Annotated in this window: 18 protein-coding genes and 2 tRNA genes (1 of these 20 cut by a window edge); 9 read left to right on the top strand and 11 right to left on the bottom strand. The window is 68.8% G+C overall.

All coding sequences use genetic code 11. From position 1 onward, the window contains the following. From clpX to ACN260_RS05520, 5 genes are all read right to left on the bottom strand, one after another. Nucleotides 1-675, bottom strand: the 5' portion of a protein-coding gene (gene clpX, locus ACN260_RS05540) for an ATP-dependent Clp protease ATP-binding subunit ClpX (RefSeq protein WP_357928115.1). Its footprint begins 621 nt before the window's first position; 675 of the gene's 1,296 nt are visible here — the first part of the coding sequence; its start codon is at nt 673-675; its stop codon lies beyond the left edge, outside the window. A gap of 214 nt (nt 676-889) precedes the next feature. Beyond that, nucleotides 890-1,552 (bottom strand): ATP-dependent Clp protease proteolytic subunit, encoded by a 663-nt coding sequence (locus ACN260_RS05535; protein WP_422754984.1) that lies wholly within the window; start codon nt 1,550-1,552, stop codon nt 890-892. Between the two features lie 10 nt (nt 1,553-1,562). Then, a complete protein-coding gene (locus tag ACN260_RS05530) occupies nt 1,563-2,204 on the bottom strand; it encodes an ATP-dependent Clp protease proteolytic subunit (RefSeq protein WP_067310650.1) in 642 nt (213 codons plus the stop codon). 171 nt (nt 2,205-2,375) lie between these two features. Next, nucleotides 2,376-3,728, bottom strand: coding sequence for a trigger factor (tig, locus tag ACN260_RS05525; RefSeq protein ID WP_422754983.1), 1,353 nt, complete (start codon nt 3,726-3,728; stop codon nt 2,376-2,378). 155 nt (nt 3,729-3,883) lie between these two features. Then, nucleotides 3,884-3,957 (bottom strand) — tRNA-Pro (locus tag ACN260_RS05520). A 290-nt stretch (nt 3,958-4,247) separates the two neighbouring features. On the opposite strand from ACN260_RS05520, the gene ACN260_RS05515 reads away from it, so the two are divergent. Then, nucleotides 4,248-4,321, top strand: a tRNA-Gly gene (locus ACN260_RS05515). A 444-nt stretch (nt 4,322-4,765) separates the two neighbouring features. Further along, the gene (locus ACN260_RS05510) at nt 4,766-5,230 is read left to right on the top strand and encodes a hypothetical protein (protein ID WP_422754982.1); all 465 of its coding nucleotides are present in this window, start codon (nt 4,766-4,768) and stop codon (nt 5,228-5,230) included. A gap of 5 nt (nt 5,231-5,235) precedes the next feature. On the opposite strand, the gene ACN260_RS05505 is transcribed toward ACN260_RS05510, so the two are convergent. Both ACN260_RS05505 and ACN260_RS05500 read right to left on the bottom strand, forming a co-directional pair. Beyond that, complete coding sequence (locus ACN260_RS05505; protein WP_422754981.1) at nt 5,236-5,961, bottom strand: GntR family transcriptional regulator; 726 nt, start codon at nt 5,959-5,961, stop codon at nt 5,236-5,238. A gap of 348 nt (nt 5,962-6,309) precedes the next feature. Next, the gene (locus tag ACN260_RS05500) at nt 6,310-6,807 is read right to left on the bottom strand and encodes a hypothetical protein (RefSeq protein WP_422754980.1); all 498 of its coding nucleotides are present in this window, start codon (nt 6,805-6,807) and stop codon (nt 6,310-6,312) included. A 525-nt stretch (nt 6,808-7,332) separates the two neighbouring features. Here ACN260_RS05500 and ACN260_RS05495 point away from each other — a divergent pair. The 4 genes from ACN260_RS05495 to ACN260_RS05480 all read left to right on the top strand — a co-directional run bounded on the left by ACN260_RS05495 (nt 7,333) and on the right by ACN260_RS05480 (nt 11,283). Next, a complete protein-coding gene (locus ACN260_RS05495) occupies nt 7,333-8,097 on the top strand; it encodes a GntR family transcriptional regulator (protein WP_422754979.1) in 765 nt (254 codons plus the stop codon). 12 nt (nt 8,098-8,109) lie between these two features. After that, nucleotides 8,110-8,772 carry a YdcF family protein gene (locus ACN260_RS05490; RefSeq protein ID WP_422754978.1) on the top strand — a complete coding sequence of 221 codons (663 nt, stop codon included), beginning with the start codon at nt 8,110-8,112 and terminating at the stop codon, nt 8,770-8,772. A gap of 1,019 nt (nt 8,773-9,791) precedes the next feature. Beyond that, nucleotides 9,792-10,256, top strand: a complete 465-nt coding sequence (locus tag ACN260_RS05485; RefSeq protein WP_422754977.1) for a hypothetical protein — start codon at nt 9,792-9,794, stop codon at nt 10,254-10,256. A 295-nt stretch (nt 10,257-10,551) separates the two neighbouring features. Then, entirely contained in the window at nt 10,552-11,283 is a 732-nt protein-coding gene (locus ACN260_RS05480; protein WP_422754976.1) for a hypothetical protein, read from the top strand. 259 nt (nt 11,284-11,542) lie between these two features. Here the strand turns inward: ACN260_RS05480 and ACN260_RS05475 are convergent, their stop codons facing one another. Further along, entirely contained in the window at nt 11,543-12,058 is a 516-nt protein-coding gene (locus tag ACN260_RS05475; RefSeq protein ID WP_422754975.1) for a hypothetical protein, read from the bottom strand. Between the two features lie 595 nt (nt 12,059-12,653). Between ACN260_RS05475 and ACN260_RS05470 the strand changes: the two genes are divergently transcribed. Both ACN260_RS05470 and ACN260_RS05465 read left to right on the top strand, forming a co-directional pair. Next, nucleotides 12,654-12,971: a CPCC family cysteine-rich protein gene (locus ACN260_RS05470; protein WP_422754974.1), complete on the top strand. Its 318-nt coding sequence runs from the start codon at nt 12,654-12,656 to the stop codon at nt 12,969-12,971. Between the two features lie 77 nt (nt 12,972-13,048). Then, on the top strand, nt 13,049-13,531 hold the full coding sequence (locus ACN260_RS05465; protein ID WP_422754973.1) for a HalD/BesD family halogenase: 483 nt from the start codon (nt 13,049-13,051) through the stop codon (nt 13,529-13,531). Here ACN260_RS05465 and ACN260_RS05460 read toward each other — a convergent pair. From ACN260_RS05460 to ACN260_RS05450, 3 genes are read right to left on the bottom strand one after another with little or no spacing between them, the layout of a single operon-like run. Next, on the bottom strand, nt 13,528-14,199 hold the full coding sequence (locus tag ACN260_RS05460; RefSeq protein ID WP_422754972.1) for an SMI1/KNR4 family protein: 672 nt from the start codon (nt 14,197-14,199) through the stop codon (nt 13,528-13,530). The two genes, ACN260_RS05465 and ACN260_RS05460, sit on opposite strands and share 4 nt — an antisense overlap. 41 nt (nt 14,200-14,240) lie before the next feature. After that, a complete protein-coding gene (locus ACN260_RS05455) occupies nt 14,241-14,990 on the bottom strand; it encodes a hypothetical protein (RefSeq protein WP_422754971.1) in 750 nt (249 codons plus the stop codon). Further along, nucleotides 14,987-15,484 (bottom strand): SigE family RNA polymerase sigma factor, encoded by a 498-nt coding sequence (locus ACN260_RS05450; protein ID WP_422754970.1) that lies wholly within the window; start codon nt 15,482-15,484, stop codon nt 14,987-14,989. Before ACN260_RS05450 ends, ACN260_RS05455 begins: the two co-directional genes overlap by 4 nt. Nucleotides 15,485-15,624: 140 nt before the next feature. On the opposite strand from ACN260_RS05450, the gene ACN260_RS05445 reads away from it, so the two are divergent. After that, complete coding sequence (locus ACN260_RS05445; protein WP_422754969.1) at nt 15,625-16,464, top strand: DUF3152 domain-containing protein; 840 nt, start codon at nt 15,625-15,627, stop codon at nt 16,462-16,464. Nucleotides 16,465-16,590: the final 126 nt, after the last annotated feature.

Genomic DNA, 16,590 nt, shown 5'->3' with positions numbered 1-16,590 from the left:
CACGTTCGACACCGTGCCCTCCAGCATCTTGAGCAGGGCCTGCTGCACCCCCTCGCCGGAGACGTCCCGGGTGATCGACGGGTTCTCCGACTTACGGGCGATCTTGTCGACCTCGTCGATGTAGATGATGCCCGTCTCGGCGCGCTTGATGTCGTAGTCGGCGGCCTGGATCAGCTTGAGGAGGATGTTCTCCACGTCCTCGCCGACGTAGCCCGCCTCGGTCAGCGCGGTGGCGTCCGCGATCGCGAAGGGCACGTTGAGCATCCGGGCCAGGGTCTGCGCGAGGTGCGTCTTGCCGCAGCCGGTCGGGCCGAGCAGCAGGATGTTGGACTTGGCCAGCTCGACGGCGTCACTACCGGAGCCGGGGGCGTTGGCCGCCTCGGCCTGGATGCGCTTGTAGTGGTTGTAGACCGCCACCGCGAGCGCCTTCTTGGCCTGGTCCTGACCGACGACGTAGTTGTCGAGGAACTGGCAGATCTCCATCGGCTTGGGAAGCTCTTCCCACTTCACCTCGCCGGACTCGGCCAGCTCCTCCTCGATGATCTCGTTGCAGAGGTCGATGCACTCGTCGCAGATGTAGACCCCTGGACCCGCGATGAGCTTCTTGACCTGCTTCTGCGACTTGCCGCAGAACGAGCACTTCAGTAGGTCGCCGCCGTCACCGATCCGTGCCACCTACGTTCTCCCTGCACTCGTCGACCGGAGACCGGCCCTGAACCGCGGGCGCCGGAGCGCCCGTCCGTGGTGAAATCCGTTCCGCCGGTCCGACCCGGCCACGCCGTACGGCCCCGACGTTACCCGCTGGCGAGGGTTTCTCCGACCCCCAAAACGGGTGTGTCAGAGGTCGGCCGGGAACTGCCCGCCCCGACCGACCTCCGAACGATGGTGCTCAGCGCGCCGAGTTGGCGGCCAGCAGGCCCTTCTTGCGGCTGGTCAGGATCGTGTCGACCAGCCCGTACTCCTTGGACTCCTCGGCCGTCATGATTTTGTCACGGTCGATGTCCTTGCGGACCTGCTCGATCGGCCGGTTGCAGTGCCGGGAGAGCATGTCCTCCAGCTGGGTGCGCATCCGCAGGATCTCCCGGGCCTGGATCTCGATGTCCGAGCCCTGCCCGTAGCCGCCCTCGGTGGCCGGCTGGTGGATGATGATCCGCGAGTTCGGCAGCGCCATCCGCTTGCCCGGGGTGCCCGCCGACAGCAGCACCGCCGCCGCGCTGGCCGCCTGGCCCAGGCAGACGGTGGAGATGTCCGGCCGGACGTACTGCATGGTGTCGTAGATCGCCGTCATGGCGGTGAACGAACCACCTGGGGAGTTGATGTACATGATGATGTCGCGGTCCGGGTCGGTGCCCTCGAGCGTCAGCAACTGCGCCATCACGTCGTTGGCCGACGCGTCGTCGACCTGGACGCCGAGGAAGATGATCCGGTCCTCGAAGAGCTTGTTGTACGGGTTGGACTCCTTGACCCCGTACGAGGTGCGCTCGACGAACGACGGCAGGACGTAACGGTTGTGCACGGCCGCGAACTGGGGCGGCAGGCTCAGATCGGTCATCGTCAGCTCCTCAGCTCAGGGTCCCGGCGCCATCCGGAACCTGGGTGGCTCCGATGATCACCTTGTCGATGAAGCCGTAGTCCATGGCCTCCTGGGCGGTGAACCAGCGGTCGCGGTCCGAGTCGGCCTCGATCTGCGCCTGGCTCTGCCCCGTGTGGTGGGCGACCCGCTCCTGGAACATCCGCTTGGTGTAGAGCATCTGCTCGGCCTGGATCGCGATGTCCGACGCGGTGCCGCCGAGACCACCGGACGGCTGGTGCATCATGATCCGCGCGTGCGGCAGGGCGTACCGCTTGCCCTTGGTGCCCGCGCAGAGCAGCAGCTGACCCATCGAGGCGGCCATGCCCATCGCCACGGTCGACACGTCGTTGTCGATGTACTGCATGGTGTCGTAGATCGCCATGCCGGAGTAGACCGAGCCACCCGGCGAGTTGATCCACAGGAAGATGTCGCGGTCCGGGTCCTCCGCCGCGAGCAGCAGCAGCTGGGCGCAGATGCGGTTGGCGACCTGGTCGTTCACCTCGCTGCCGAGGAAGATGATGCGCTCCTTGAGCAACCGGTTGTAGACCGAGTCGTCGAGGTTGCCAATGGTGTCGCCACCTCGGGCTTCGATCGCCCGGAGCGGCTTCGCTGGGATGTGCATGTCGGTCATGGCAGCCCTTCGCTCTCCGTACCGTCGTACCCGACATTAACCGCTCCACCGGGTGATCGACTCCCGCTCGCGGCACTGTTCGCTCTCAGCGCAGCAGGCTCGGGACGTACCCGGAAAAGGGGTTCGGCCGCCGCGCGCCGCAACGGGCGCACGGCGGCCTACCGGGTCGGATCAGTGCTCGTGGTCGTGGTCGTGCGCCTGCTCGCTCTCGGCCCGCAGGGCGTCGAGGGTGACCTCGTTGCCGGCCGAGTCCTTGATCTTGATCTTCTCCATCACGGAGGCGAGCGCCTTGCCGCGCCGCACGTCACCGAAGACGGCGGCGGCGGCACCGGAGCGGACCAGCTGGTCGTAGTACTGCTGCGGGGCCATCCCCGCGCGCTGCGCCCGGTGGACGATCTCGTGGCCGAACTCGTCGTCGGAGACCTGGGTGTCCTCGGCGTCGGCCAGGGTGTCCAGCAGCAGCTGGATCTTGACGCCCTCGGTCGCCGCCTCGGTCAGCTCGGCGTCGATCTGCTCCTCGGTCTTCTCCTCGGCGGCGAGGTACTCCTCCATCGAGGCGCCGATCCGCTCCAGCTGGTCGACCATCGCCTGCTTGCGGCTCTCGACCTCCTCGCGGACGACACCCTCCGGCGCCGGCACCTCGGCGGCGGCGACCAACTGCTCCAGGGCCTTGTCCCGGGCGGCGTAGATCTGCTCGACCCGCTTGCCCCGGGTGACCTTCTCCCGCAGGTCGGCGCGCAGCTCCTCGATGGTGTCGAACTCGCTGGCCATCTGGGCGAAGTCGTCGTCCAGCTCCGGCAGCTCCTTCTCCTTGACCGTGCGGACGGTCACCGCCACCTCGGCGTCCCGGCCGGCGAAGTCGCCGCCAACGAGCTGCGTGGTGAAGGTCGTTTCGTCGCCGGCGGCGAGACCGACCAGGGCCTCGTCCAGACCCGGCAGGAGCTGCTTGCTGCCGACCTCGTGCGAGATGTTGCTCGCCGAGCCGCCCGGCACGTCCTCGCCGTCGACCGTCGCGTTCAGGTCGATCTGCACGTAGTCACCCTCGGCGGCGGCCCGCTCGACGGTCTTGAGCGTGGCGAACCGCTCCCGCAGGTTCTTGACCTGCTCGTCGATCTCGCTCTCGTCGATCTGCAGCTCGTCGACGGTCACCTCGACGGTGGCCGGGTCCGGCAGGGTCAGCTCGGGCCGGACGTCGACCTCGGCGGTGAAGTTGAGCGAGTCACCGTCGTTGAACTCGGTGATCTCGACCTCGGGACGGCCGAGCGTCTTGAGGTCGTGCTCACGCACCGCGGCGAGGATGTTCTGCGGGATGGCCTCCTGCACCGCCTCGTTGAGCACGGTGCCCCGGCCCACCCGCTGGTCGATCACGGCGGCCGGGATCTTGCCCCGACGGAAGCCGGGAACCTGGACCTGCTGGCCGATCTCCCGGTACGCCTTCTTGAGGCTCGGCTCGAGCTCGACGAACGGCACCTCGATGGCGAGCCGCACGCGCGTCGGGCTCAGAGTCTCGACGGTGCTCTTCACAGGCGTACTCCTTGACGGATCTCAGTGGTGGGTCTGGGTCTGGGCGTGATTGCGCGCATCGAGTGTAGGCGAGCCGGGACGCTGCTCCGGCAGCGCCCGGCGAACCGCACGGATCGGCGTCGCCTCCCGGGGGTGATCCCGGGATGCGCACGCAGTCGGGGTGGCGGGATTTGAACCCACGGCCCCTCGCTCCCAAAGCGAGTGCGCTACCAAGCTGCGCCACACCCCGTGGCGAAAGAAGTGTATGCCGTCGCGCCCCGCCGGGGATGCCGGGGCGTCCCCACCGGCCTGTCCCCCACCCGCGCCCGGCTCGCGCTCGGCATGGCCCCGGTGCCGCCCCCGGCGTGGCCTCGATGCCGCCCCCGGCGTGGCCTCGATGATCAAGAGGTTTGCGTCAGGGGAAGGCGTCGAGGGTGACGCAAACCTCTTGATCACCGGGAAGACGGGGGCCGGGGGGAGGGAATGCCGGGGTACGAGGGTGGGAGTAGGCTTGCGGCGCGTCCCGGTTGCCGGGCGTACGCGGGCGTAGCTCAATGGCAGAGCTTCAGTCTTCCAAACTGACGGTGCGGGTTCGATTCCCGTCGCCCGCTCCACACCTTCCGGCCCAGGTCAGCGGCATACTCGCCGAGCCTGGGCCGTTCTCGTACTAGCTGTCTTTGATCTTGCGTGCCATTGGCGTGCCAGTAGCGCCGGCCGTGCCGCCCGAGGCGGGTCCGCGTGCCGGACGGGCCGCCTTCGTGCCCTTGGCCGCCTTACGGGCCGCCCGCTTCGCTTCAGCCACGTTCCGCTTCGCCGGCTTGCCCTTGAACGCCTTGGGCGGGGCATCGCTCGCCTTGACCTTGGACGTCGCTCCCTTGCCCTTGCTCGGCCTGGCCGTGGCCGCCGCCCGCTTCGCCTGCTTGGCGATCCGGCAGTCATCCGACGATCCACCCGGTTTACAACGCTGCGTAGTCGCGTACGGGCGAGGTTCAGGCCCTCGAACTGCACGACTGGCGGGTATCCGGGAGTGTCGGACGGTGGTGCCAATCTCTGGTCCCATGAAGCCGCTCATGGTGCGCCGCACCACCTTCAGTCCCCACTATGGCCACTTCGTCCTGCGGGACGTGTGGTGTGATGCCGGCGACGAGGGCGAGTCATACCGAGACGCGGAGGACAAGGTAGCCGGCGCGTCCACGTACGGGATCTGTGTTCGAGTTCTCTCGAACGCATTGAAGGTGGGCCTTGAACTCCGGACGTGGGCCAGTGAGCCCGCGCCGGACAGCGGCCTATGGGACGGATCTCGACAGCTTGAGCTGCACTGCCCGACCGGAGAGCTAATCGTTGAGGTGATCACCTCCGGAGCGGCAATGGAGGTCACTCCTCCGCAGGGAGCCGGCGTCTACGGCGTCCGCGTTCACCGCAGGCAGGCCGACACGCAGGAGTTCCTCATCGAGCTGTGGTGGCGGACCCCGCTGCCGCCGGCCGACGATGATGAGGACTTCTACGGTGATGTGTGGTCCTGACCAGGTCAGGAAAGTGCGTAGGTGTCCTCGATCTCGTGGCGGCTGCCGGGCATGACCAGCACTGATGCCATGATCGGGTCGCCGGACGCCTGGTGGACGGTGATGACGACGCTCATCACCGACTCGTCGGCCGGGACGTCCAGGGCCGCCGCTTCGGCTTCGTTGACCCGGCGGGCGGTCATGCGTTCGGTGGCGTAGTCGGCGCGGAGGCCCTTGTGTCGGGCGATGAGGTCGAGCAGGCCGCCCGGGATCGGGTCCGGCTTGGTGATGTCCGTACCCACCGCGATGTCCACCGGCACGAAGGTGGACACCAGGTCCACCGGTCCCGCCTCGGACACGGTCCGACGACGCCGCTCGTAGACCGGTGTGCCGTCGGGGATCTGCAACTCCGCCGCGATACGCGGCGAGGCCAGGACCGGGCCGACGTGCAGGATCTCCGTTTCTCCCGTCTCGTCCAGCTCGACGGCGTCCCGGGCGTAGTCCGGGGAGGTACGGCCGGAGGCGGGACGACCGCGCACGAAGCTGCCCTTGCCCTGCTGCGACTCGATCCAGCCATCCTGCTTGAGGATGCCGAGCGCCTTGAGCACTGTCGGACGGGACACCCCGAACTCCGTGGAGAGCTGGTTCTCCGACGGCAGCGCCGCACCGGGGACGTAGTCGCCGTCCTCGATGCGCTTCCGCAGCGTGTTCAACACGCGCAGGTACTTCGGCGTCGGAATCTCGTACGCCATCGCGGGCCACCCCACCTGTGAATACTGCATGAATCACAGCAGCTTATGAGTTGTTTGCATGACAGAACAAGTCGCCTCAGCCGTTCGGCGTCACACCCTCCACCGCAGCGGCCAACCACCCCGACCACGACGACGACGCTCCCACCGCCTCCGGCCGAGACGCGCCCGGCCACCGACGCGGCAGGCAGCCGTACTGGCCGAACACCCGCAACGCCGCCCGACGCGGCGGACACGGACCCTCCTCGCCGCAGCCCCCGCAACGGCCATCCCCGCTCGACGGCGTGTGCCGGTCGAGCTGCGCCTGAGCCTCCCGAAGCCGATCACGCGCCGCGCCGGACAGGTAGGTGCTCACCGGGGCGCGTCCTCCGGCAGGAGCTTGCTCGCGCGGATCAGGATCTGCGCCTGTGGACCCCGCCGACCGGTCCGGCCAAGCCTGAGCCCCTCCACCCAGATCCACTCGTCATGGGGAGGGCGGTGCGCCACCAGCCGGACCCCGGTCACCCACAACGTGACCGGCCCGTCCGACGGCATCAACCGCTCCGCCGCACTGATCTCCAACACCGCACCGAGCCGAACCCGAACATCAAACACCGTGTCCCCCCCCCTTACCGGCCCCGCGTTCCTGCGCGGCGGCGTGCTCGCTGTCGTTCGTGGCAGAAGTTGAAGGCCGGCAATCCGCACAAACACCTCACGACGTGCCAACGCCTCGCCGGTGACCCGGTTGATCGAGTAGCCGGTGAGCCACACCCACCCGTCATACGTGGGTCTGTCGTCCACCGACGTCACCCGCAACCACAACGCCCGTTCGCCGATGAACTGCACCGACGCCCGACGGTCGATCAACACCAGGTCACCCGGCGCGGGCACACCCGGACGATGCGGTGACAGGGTGCGAGGCACCGGGGTAGGCGGGCCATTCACGGCACGGCGTTCGGGTCGCCGCCCCACACCATCACCCACCCCGGGCCAGCCTCAGCACGACGCCATACGACCGGAACCCGAACAGTCCAGGCATGGACGGCGTACCAGCCGCCGAACGGTGGCAGCCCCCTGCCCGATGGCGCGCAGGTCCGCCCACTGGCGGACGAACTTCCATGCCCTACCACCGCAGGACGAGCAGGCCCCGCCCACCTGGACGACGCCGGGGGCGACGTGGTGCGGGGTGCCGGGAGTACGGATCAGGGATGATCCGGACGAGTTAGAAGTTTCCACCGCACCGCGCATCATGATCTCCCACCAACCGGCATTAGAACTAGTTCTATGTGACCGGATCGTCGACCGCGTTGTCAATAGAACTAGCTCTAATGTTCGCCAGTGGGACACACTTGCTGGTAGAGATAGCTCTACGCAGCGCACGGCCAGGAGGAGCGAGTGGGCATCGGGTACCGGGATCTGGCGACGCTCCTGCGCGAAGCCATCCAACGCGGCGACTACACCGAAGGCAGCACCCTGCCGAAGCAGGACGAGATCGCCGCCGAGCACGGCGTCAACATCAACACCGTCCGGCAGGCGGTACGACTGCTCGAAGCCGAAGGACTCGTCACGCCCGTCCGCAGACGCGGCACCGTCGTGCGGCCACGGGTGGCGATGAAGCGGCTCGGCATCGACCGTTATGCCAAGAGCAAATGGAAGTCAGGGCTCGTCGCGTTCGCCGCCGACCGCGAGGCCACCGGCCGCACCTGGGCACCAGGCGACCAGACCAACGAGGTACGCCTGACGAAGGCCGACGCCGAGACCGCCGAAGCGCTCGGACTCAAGCCCGGAGCACCCGTCTACGAACGCGCCCGCCTGGTCAAGGAAGCCGACGTGCCCACCCATACCCTGACCAGCTACTACCGGCCGGAAGACGTGGAAGGAACCTCGCTGGTCGACCCGACACCCGGGCCAGCCGGACGAGGTGGAGGCTTCGCCATCCTCACCGGCCGAGGACTGGAACCGGACACGATTACCGAAACCGTACGGGCACGGATGCCCACTCCCGAGGAGACCCAACTCCTCCAGCTTCCAGCCGGCGAACCCGTCATGGTTCTGCACCGCACGACGTTCACCCACGACGGCCGACCGGTCGAGTTCGCCCGAGGGGTCCACGCCGCATCCCGCTTCACCTGGTCGTACACCTTCAAGATCCCCGACTGAGAGATCGAACTGATGCCCACGACTCCCTTGACTATCCCCGCCGAACACCGCGCGGACGTCGAACGCCTGTGGAACTACCACCACATGCACCACGAGATCCGGCCGGTCGACGTGGGCATCGGACTCGGCAGCCACGACCTCGGAGTCGCCAAGATCGCCACCGACCTCTACCACCGAGGGATGTATCCGACGCTGGTCTTTACCGGTGCCAACGCCCCGACCACCATCGGCACCTTTCCCCGAGGCGAAGCCGTTCACTACCGCGAGTACGCCATAGCCCACGGCGTGCCGGCCGACGCGATCCTCATCGACACGCAGGCCAAGAACACCGGCCAGAACATCGAGCACACCCGCGCGCTCCTCGCCGACCACCAGATCCAGGCCCGATCGGTGATCCTGATGTCTCGCCCTTACCAACAACGCCGCGCGTACGCCACCTGCAAGAAGCTCTGGCCCGAGGTCGACGTGATCTGCGCGTCGCACCCGCTCTCACTCGACGACTACGTGACCAGCATCGGCGACACCAAGAAGGTCATGGACATGCTCGTCGGCGACACCCAACGCATCGACAAGTACGCCGAACTCGGCTTCGCCATCCCCCAGCACGTCCCCGACGACGTCCGCGCCGCCTACAGCCGCCTGGTCGACGCCGGGTATACGAGCCGACTCGTGTAGAGGAGCCGAGCTACTGGCCCAGCGCTCGCCGACCAGCCTCCGCCACCTCAGGTGACACCACGACAGCCACGACCTCACCGTCCTTCATCAGGGGTACCGAGTTCCCCGCCTGCACCGCCTCGATGAAGTCTCCTAGCACCAGCTCGATCGCCGTGCCATCCGCGTAGGCCCAATCCGGATCTGCCCGCCTCATGAGACAGAGCCTAACCACCAGGCCGGATAGATCATGCTGCCCCCGCCCCCATGGGCTGGTAAGGGAGATGGCGTAGACCTTCCGTACGTCTTCAAGGCGGCCCTGAACGGGCCGCACGCGCCGCCACCAGGACGCGCGTCCGTCGCTCCGCTGGCGCTCCGACTCCGGCCACGCAACACGCCCGGCGGTGGCGCGGAAGCGGGAAGCCCAAGGGGCGCCCCCGCCCAGAACGACAGGCCGTTGCCGTGGTGTGGTGGGCCGGCAGCCGGCCGGGCCGCGCGGCCACGAGCCCGCGCGGCGTAGGGAAGCGCACGCCGGCCGCGTCGGCGAGCTGGCAGCGGTCGCGGGGTTGCGGTTATTGCGCTTCCGACGGGGGCGCTCGGGCTCCGAGACTGAGGAAACTCCGTCGGCGGGTTGCGGTCCGTGGGTGGTTGCGCGAGCCCTCCCGCCAGCCGACGACCTGGGCAAGCCGAGCAGACCGTCGTCCGACCCGCCAGCGTCCGACCGTACGTCAAGGTTCGCTTGACATGGCGGGCCGGGCGGCGGCCCGCTCCTCAGGAGGGCGGGCCGACGGCAGACGGATGGCGTTAGTTGCTTTGATGTGTCAGCATCAGGGTCTGTTTGAATAGCATGGGAATTGCTTGGCCTTCGAGTGTGGGGCGTGATGACGTCTTCTTGGTGGGCGGTGCCGGCGCTATCCGGTGCTATGGCCCTCGCCGGTGTCCTGCTTGGCCAGGTCACGATAACTCGGAACGAGCGGTGGAAAGCAAGACGCGAGGACTTGCATCGCTGGCACGATGAACGACTCAAACTCTACTTAGAGATCATGAGCTCCTTCGAGGAATATCGGAAAGATCTCGACGATTTCACTAAGTTCGGCCTTTCCAAGGTCGATTTAGGGCTTGAACACACCAAGCCCCTGTACGATCTGACAAACAAGACGCGACTCATCTCGACCAGAGAAGTGCACGATGCCGCCTCCGACGTTTGGGCATCTTGCTTTACTTGCCTGCTTGATGTTTTAAAGGAGTTTTCGGCCCACATGAACGCACTTGACGAAAGTGAGCGCACAGAGTTTACAAAGCTAACGGAAGATCGACCCCAAGAAGCCTTCGCTTTCCTTGAGGAGGTGATTGAGGATTACGAGAAGGCGATGAGTAAATCAATCGTGGTATTCTCTGACGCCGTACGCGCCGAGCTAGGCGTTCCTGGGCGGACGGCACCGAACGAGTGGCAGACGCCCAAGCCGCCTGTCCTCAAGCGTTTTCTCCCTGGCCGCGGCAAGGCTTGACCTCCCACAGGCGAAGCTGGCCGCCAGCATCACAGTTAACTCTGGGCGGCAAGTGCCTGCGTGACTACTTGGGTGACGCGATCGGGACGAAAGACGGCGGACTGTCACGGAGGCTGTGGGACCGTCCGAGCAGCTCAGCAGCTTCAGGGCCGCAGGTCAGTGTCCCGTGTGGATTGCCTGGGGGCCAAGTGAACCGGTGGCAGGGAAGTGGCAACCTCTCCGTGACAGCCCTACCTCTTCATCTTTTTCTTACCGCTGGTATTGAATCGGAATGGCCCCGAGAGGAGCGTTCAACATGAGTGGGCAGCATGTACTTGCCCTCGCCGACCTAGAGGAGCACCTGCGCCGCCAGGTGGCCTACATCAAGCGGTCCGCCGCAGCGTATGACGAGGGTGCCACAGACGAGGCGTTTCGGCTCGCAACGACGGTTCGCGTGCTCTGCCACCAGACGGCGAACAGCCATTCCCTGCTGCACCAGCTCGGGCTGCTGCCGCAGAGACTGAGATTCGTGGACACAGCCCCTCAAATGCCGGACCTTCCCCCGGGTTCCTTCGCCATCAACCCAGGGCTATGTACGATTCGGATTGATTTTGACGCCGACACTGCCACCCCGACCCCAGTGCTGGACGACCTCGGCCCCGATCGGATCCACCCGCCTCAAAACTTCGAGGAGTGGTGGGTCACCCGATTCCTGACCAACGAGTCACCTCTCCGCGGTGGGCGTAGCGCTTTCACCTACAGCCGACGGAACGTGGTGCTCCAGATGGCGAACAAGGATGGCGGTTCGCATGTGGACCCCCAGATGCCGGATCACTATCGAGCCTTGGTGGATCACGACGGAGTCATCGGACTGGTGGTAAATGACCGGAAGATGTCGATTCCTCGGCGAGCATTCGTGAAAGCGTGGATGCGCCAGATCGCTCACGAGGTTCAACGCACTTTGGAGTGCGACTTCCGCACGCGAGCCATCTTGGAGGGCGAATCCACAGGACCAGCCTCGGAGGAATCTCCGCCGGTAGCTATCTGAGCGACGATCAGTCGGGCGCTAGCGGACGGGTACGGACGAGCGTCCACGGATGGAAAGAGCAGGTGCGCCGGGTCACTAACTGGGTGACGGAGCTGTAAAGCATGCCCAGTGATGGGACATCCGACTTTAACCCACCACTGCCGAATCACTCTCTTCAGGATCAAGGCGCCGCGCAAGCGCGGCACGGCCGGTCGCGCTCGGCCTGCTGGCGGCCTCCGGCCGGCATCGGCCGGCGCCCCGGCCTGCTACGTTCAGTCGCTCAGTAGGCCCACGACCATGCACCCTGCTTGACGATTTGCACGCCGTGTTCCTCGGCAGTTGGCCACAGGGTGACGCGGTACTCCAGATGATCGCCCGGGTCAGTCTCAGAGAACTCTGACGGCCGCTGCTCTGTCGGGAGATACCCCACACGGACCCGGTATCGCCCTGCCGGAACAGGGACTGGTTCCACCTCCTCCGGAAGCTGCGTGGCACCCGTGACCGCCAACTTCCCCGACGGCAACTGGACGTCGCAGTCCGCAACATGGTCGTAGGCGTCGAGTGGATCGAAGACCGGAAGGCCAGGCCAGATGTCCAACCGCACCGGCACGTAGTCATACCGGGCTGTGCCGATCACGACGCAGTGACGCTCCACGGCAATCCGCCACGCCTCTTCCGCCTTATCCCAGGTGTCCCCGTCGAACACGCCCTCGGTCGCCTCTGCGTCCGAGAGCACGACGGCCAGGTGGTCGGCGTAGGGCTCGAACCGGTAGATCCGCACACGCTCGTCTGACACGGCCGGCACGCTACCAAGACAGACGTCTTCCAAGGCAGGTGCTGCCCGACTTGCAGGGGTAGCCAGTGCCAGGCTGATCCGCCGGCGTCCGAACGGCAGAGCGACAGGGCCTTGACGATCGCGGGGTGGTCAACCGCCGTCGAGGTCGGGGCGATCGCTGCCGCGCCGCTTCGCGGCTTGCCACCGGGTACCGGGGTCCAGGCGCGCGGAGAACCGGCGAGACGGCAAGCCGCCCCCGGCCCGAGAGGCCGGGGGCGGTGAGCCGTACGCCGCCGGACAGCCGCGCGCCCACCGCGCAGCCGTGCCAGCCACGTGCCAGTAACCGGTGTCCCAGACGGTCCCCAGCGGTCATGATCGGGCACGACGACCCGGCCGCTGACCAGGCGATCCGGACGGATCATGACCACCGAGAACGATCTTCCAAACTGACGGTGCGGGTTCGATTCCCGTCGCCCGCTCCACACCTCCCCGAGCCAGGTCACGGCTCGATTCCGCTCCCGCCTACCCCGTACCGGGTACTGGTGCTCGTGGCCGCCACGGCGTGGCGGCTTCCGGCGGGCGCTCGCTGTCGGGGCATGGCAGGCTCGACGTCGTGATGAGCGACGACGCGGGGCGGTTCGTCTCCGTGCACCGGGGACCGGAGGACGGACCGTACCCGTGCCCCTGCTGTGGCTTTCTGACCCTCGGTGAGCGGGGCGGCTACGAGATCTGCGACGTCTGCTTCTGGGAGGACGACGGTCAGGACGAACACGACGCCGGCCGGGTGCGCGGCGGGCCGAACCGGGGCCTGAGCCTGCTCGACGCCCGCCGCAACTTCGCTGCCCACGGCGCGGCCGATCCGAAGGACCTGCGGCACGTCCGGCCACCCCGGCCCGAGGAGCACCCGCCCAGCGACCCGGGCCGCGCGTCCTGAGCCGTCCGGGGCAGACCGGACTGATCAGCCGGTCAGACCGGAGCGGCGGCGGGTCGACCGGGGTGTAGAACTGGGCCGTGGACCCTGCGACGCTCGGCCGTGCCCTCGACGACGTGTTCGACCACGCGCTGGTGTACCACGCGTTCACCGACTACATGCGGGACTACGAGGTCATCGTCCACCTGACCGCCGACCCCCGTACCGGGATCGCGCCGACGACCCTGCGCTACCTGTTCCGGTACTGCGTCGAGGCCCGCTGCCGGACATCGGTCCCGCCGGTCACCTGGCGGGCCTCCCTGGACGATCGTCTGATCGACCACCGGACCGGCATCGACCTGGACGGTTACGTCTGGGGGGTGAAGTGGCACGCGCTCTACCCGGGCGCCCGCGTCGTGGCGGACTCGGCCACCGCGCGGAGCTGGGCCGAGGCGACCGGGCTCGACTTCCACGAGGTGGTGATCGAAACCAACGCCCACGTGCTCACCCTGGTCTTCTCCGACCTTCAGGTCAGCGAACTGCCCCCGGGGTTCAGCCCGTTCACCGTCGACCGGGACGGCTAGCCGGGTGCGGCCTGGCGCTCGGCCGCCTCCAGCCAGCGGCGGTACCAGCGGGCGAAGCCGAGCGGCGTCCCGTCGTCGTCGTACAGCGGCCGGAACCCACCACCCTCGGCGATGTCGTCCGCCCACATCTGTCCCCGGGCGGGACCACTGACGACGAGCGCCTCCCGCAGCGCGCAGCCGAGATGGCACAGGTACAGCAGGCCGACCGAGTTCTCCGACGTGTAGACGACCTTCTCGTACCGCTCCCAGTGGGCGTCCTGGGCGGCGGTGAACGCCTCCTCCGAGTCGTAGTCGCCCTCCTCGGGTTCGGGGGGTAGGCCGTCGGCCGGGTTGAACGCCTCGACGTGGGCGAAGGGACGCCCGAGCGCCGCCAGCGTGGTGAGGTCGGCACCGTCGCCCTCCCACTGCCAGCGTCCGTCGCGCCGACGCATCGGGAACAGCCCGTAGGCCGGTCCCGCGCCGCCCCGACCCGCCTCCCGCAGGAACGACAGGTACTCGGCGGGCAACTCCACCCGCAGCTGCTCCTGCACCTCGGTCACCTCGGCGGCGGTCAGGGGTGGTTCGAGCTCCCACCCGTGGTCGCCGGCACCGAACACGGCATCGGAGCCGGGCGTCGCGGCCAGCCGGGCGAGCCGTCCACGGATGTCCGACCAGTCGGAGCGCGTCACGCCCGGCACGATACAAGCAGCGCCTGATGGGGCGACGGGGCTCAGAGCAGGCGGCCGGAGCGGTCGCGGGCGACGATGCCGTCGAGTCGTACGCCGGGGGCGAGGTCGACCGGATCGAACCAGAAGACCACCAGTTCCGGGTCGGTGCTCCAGCGGACCAGGCGGGCGTCGACCTGCCGGCCCCCGACGGTGCCGACGATCCGGGTCGCCGGCCCGACGAAGTAGCCGAAGGTCGGCACCGGCGGGCGGGCGTCCGAGGGGGTCGTGTCGTCGTACCCGATCTCGTGGAAGCCCGGTCGCCGGTCGCTGCCCTGCACGTCGTTGAGGACGATGTCGTCGGTCAACTCACCGGCGGGGGTGCGGCGGCCGGCCATCAACCCGACCCGCACCCTGGGCGCCTCGGGCACGTCGACCGCCACCAGGTAGTAGACCCGCTGGTCGGGGCCGTACCAGATGCCGGTGTCGACCACCTCGCCGATCGGCTCCCGGGGGGGCCTCCACCGGGTGGGGCCGGGTGTCGGCGGCGACGTCGCCGCCGGGGGCGTCGCGCCGGGCACGGTGGCCGCGCGGGCGGGTGGGCGGTCCGCCGCCGGCGGCCGGGCCCACCGCACGCCGAGCCCGACGCCGCCGGCCACCAGCACGGTGACCAGCGCCGTCGCGCCCACGCCGACGAGCCGGCGGCGTCGGCGCAGCCGCCGGCCGTCCCGCATGATCACGGTGAGATCGAGATCCTCGGGGTACGGCCGTTCGGTCGCCCGCATCGCCCGGCGGAGCTGCTCCAACTCGGTCATCGTCCGGTCCCCTGGGTCGCCGGGGTCCCGGTGGCGCGTAGCTTCTGCAACGCGCGGGAACCGGTGCTCTTCACCGTGCCGAGCGATACGCCCAGTTCGCGGGCCACCTGTGCCTCCGGAAGGTCGAAGTAGTGGCGGAGCACCACGATGGCCCGCTCGCGGGCACTGAGCGCGCCGAGGATGTCGAGCAGCCAGCGGCGGGTGGCCACGTCGTCGGCGACGTCGCCGCGCCGCTGCTCGGGCAGGTCGTCGGTGGGGTACTCCCGGATCGGCCGCCGCCACCCGTCGACGAGGTGGTTGACCAGCACCGTGCGGGCGTACCCGTAGGCGTCCTCGTCGCGGATCCGGGACCAGGACGCGTACGTGCGGACCAGGGCGGTCTGCGCGGCGTCCTCGGCCTGGTGGTGGTTGCCGGTCATCAGGAACGCGGCGTGTCGGAGCCGCCCGGAGGCGGACCGGGCGAACTCGACGAACTCGGCGTCACCCCGGGCCATGCCCGCTCTTCCCGTTTGCCACGCCGGACAGGACGGGCGGGGGCACCGAAAGGTTGAGTCCCGACGGGATCAACTGTTCCGGCGGGCCGCCCGTCCTTCCCGCTGCCCGACGCCGCCCGGCGGCGGGCGGAGGAGGCACCATGGCGACGAAGGGTAGCCCCCGGTGCGGACGGCCGGTGGCGGCGCTGCTGATGGCGGCCTGGCTGACCGGCTGCGGGATGCCGGCGGCGGGGCGGCCTGCGGCGGCACCGTCCTCTCCGGCCGGTCCGACGGCGACACCCGCCCCGGCGGGGTCCGGCCGGGCCGACGGGTCCGCCCGGCCGGTCGGAACGGCCGCCGTGACACCCGCCCGGTCCGGGCCCGCCCCGGTCGGCTACCCGGCGGACGGGACCAACCGCTGGCAGGTCGCGGCCGGCGAACCGGCGGCACCCCGGGGCACCGGCCGGTTGCTGCGGTACCGGGTGGCGGTGGAGCGTGACATCCGGGGGTTGCCGGTGGCGGAGTTCGCCGCCGAGGTCAGCGCGACGTTGACCGCCCCGCAGGGGTGGACCACGGGCGGGACGCTGCGGCTGTGGCGGGTCGGCCCCGGCGGGCCGGCCGACTTCACCGTCCACCTGGCCACCCCGGGCACCCGCGACGAGCTGTGCGGGGACGCGGCGGACGGCTACACCTCGTGCCGCAACGGCAACCGGGTGGTGATCAACGTGGCGCGCTGGGTGAAGGGGGCACCGGGGTACGGCGCGGAGCTGGCCGTCTACCGGCGGTATGTGGTCAACCACGAGGTCGGGCACCGGCTCGGCCACGGCCACGAGCGGTGCCCGGGGCGGGGTCGGCCGGCCCCGGTGATGCAGCAGCAGACGCTGGGCCTGCACGGGTGCACCGCCAACGCATCGCCGTACCGGGACGGCAGGCGCTACGCGGGGCCGCCCGGCGCGTACGCCGACCGGATCCCCCCACCCGAGCCGGGCCGCCGGGGCTGACGGCCACCGGACCGGGGTCTGGCCGAGGGGCCGCGTCGGGTCCGGGCCGAGCGGCCGGACCGGCCGGGGGCGGCGGGGGCTGCGTACCATGCGGGACCGGGCATCCCCTCGTCCGGTGGAGGTAGC

This window comes from Micromonospora sp. WMMD708, from assembly GCF_049315245.1.
GTDB classification, from domain to species: domain Bacteria; phylum Actinomycetota; class Actinomycetes; order Mycobacteriales; family Micromonosporaceae; genus Micromonospora; species Micromonospora wenchangensis.
Note: the sequence above shows the minus strand (reverse complement) of the source record. Positions and strands in the feature narration are given on the sequence as shown.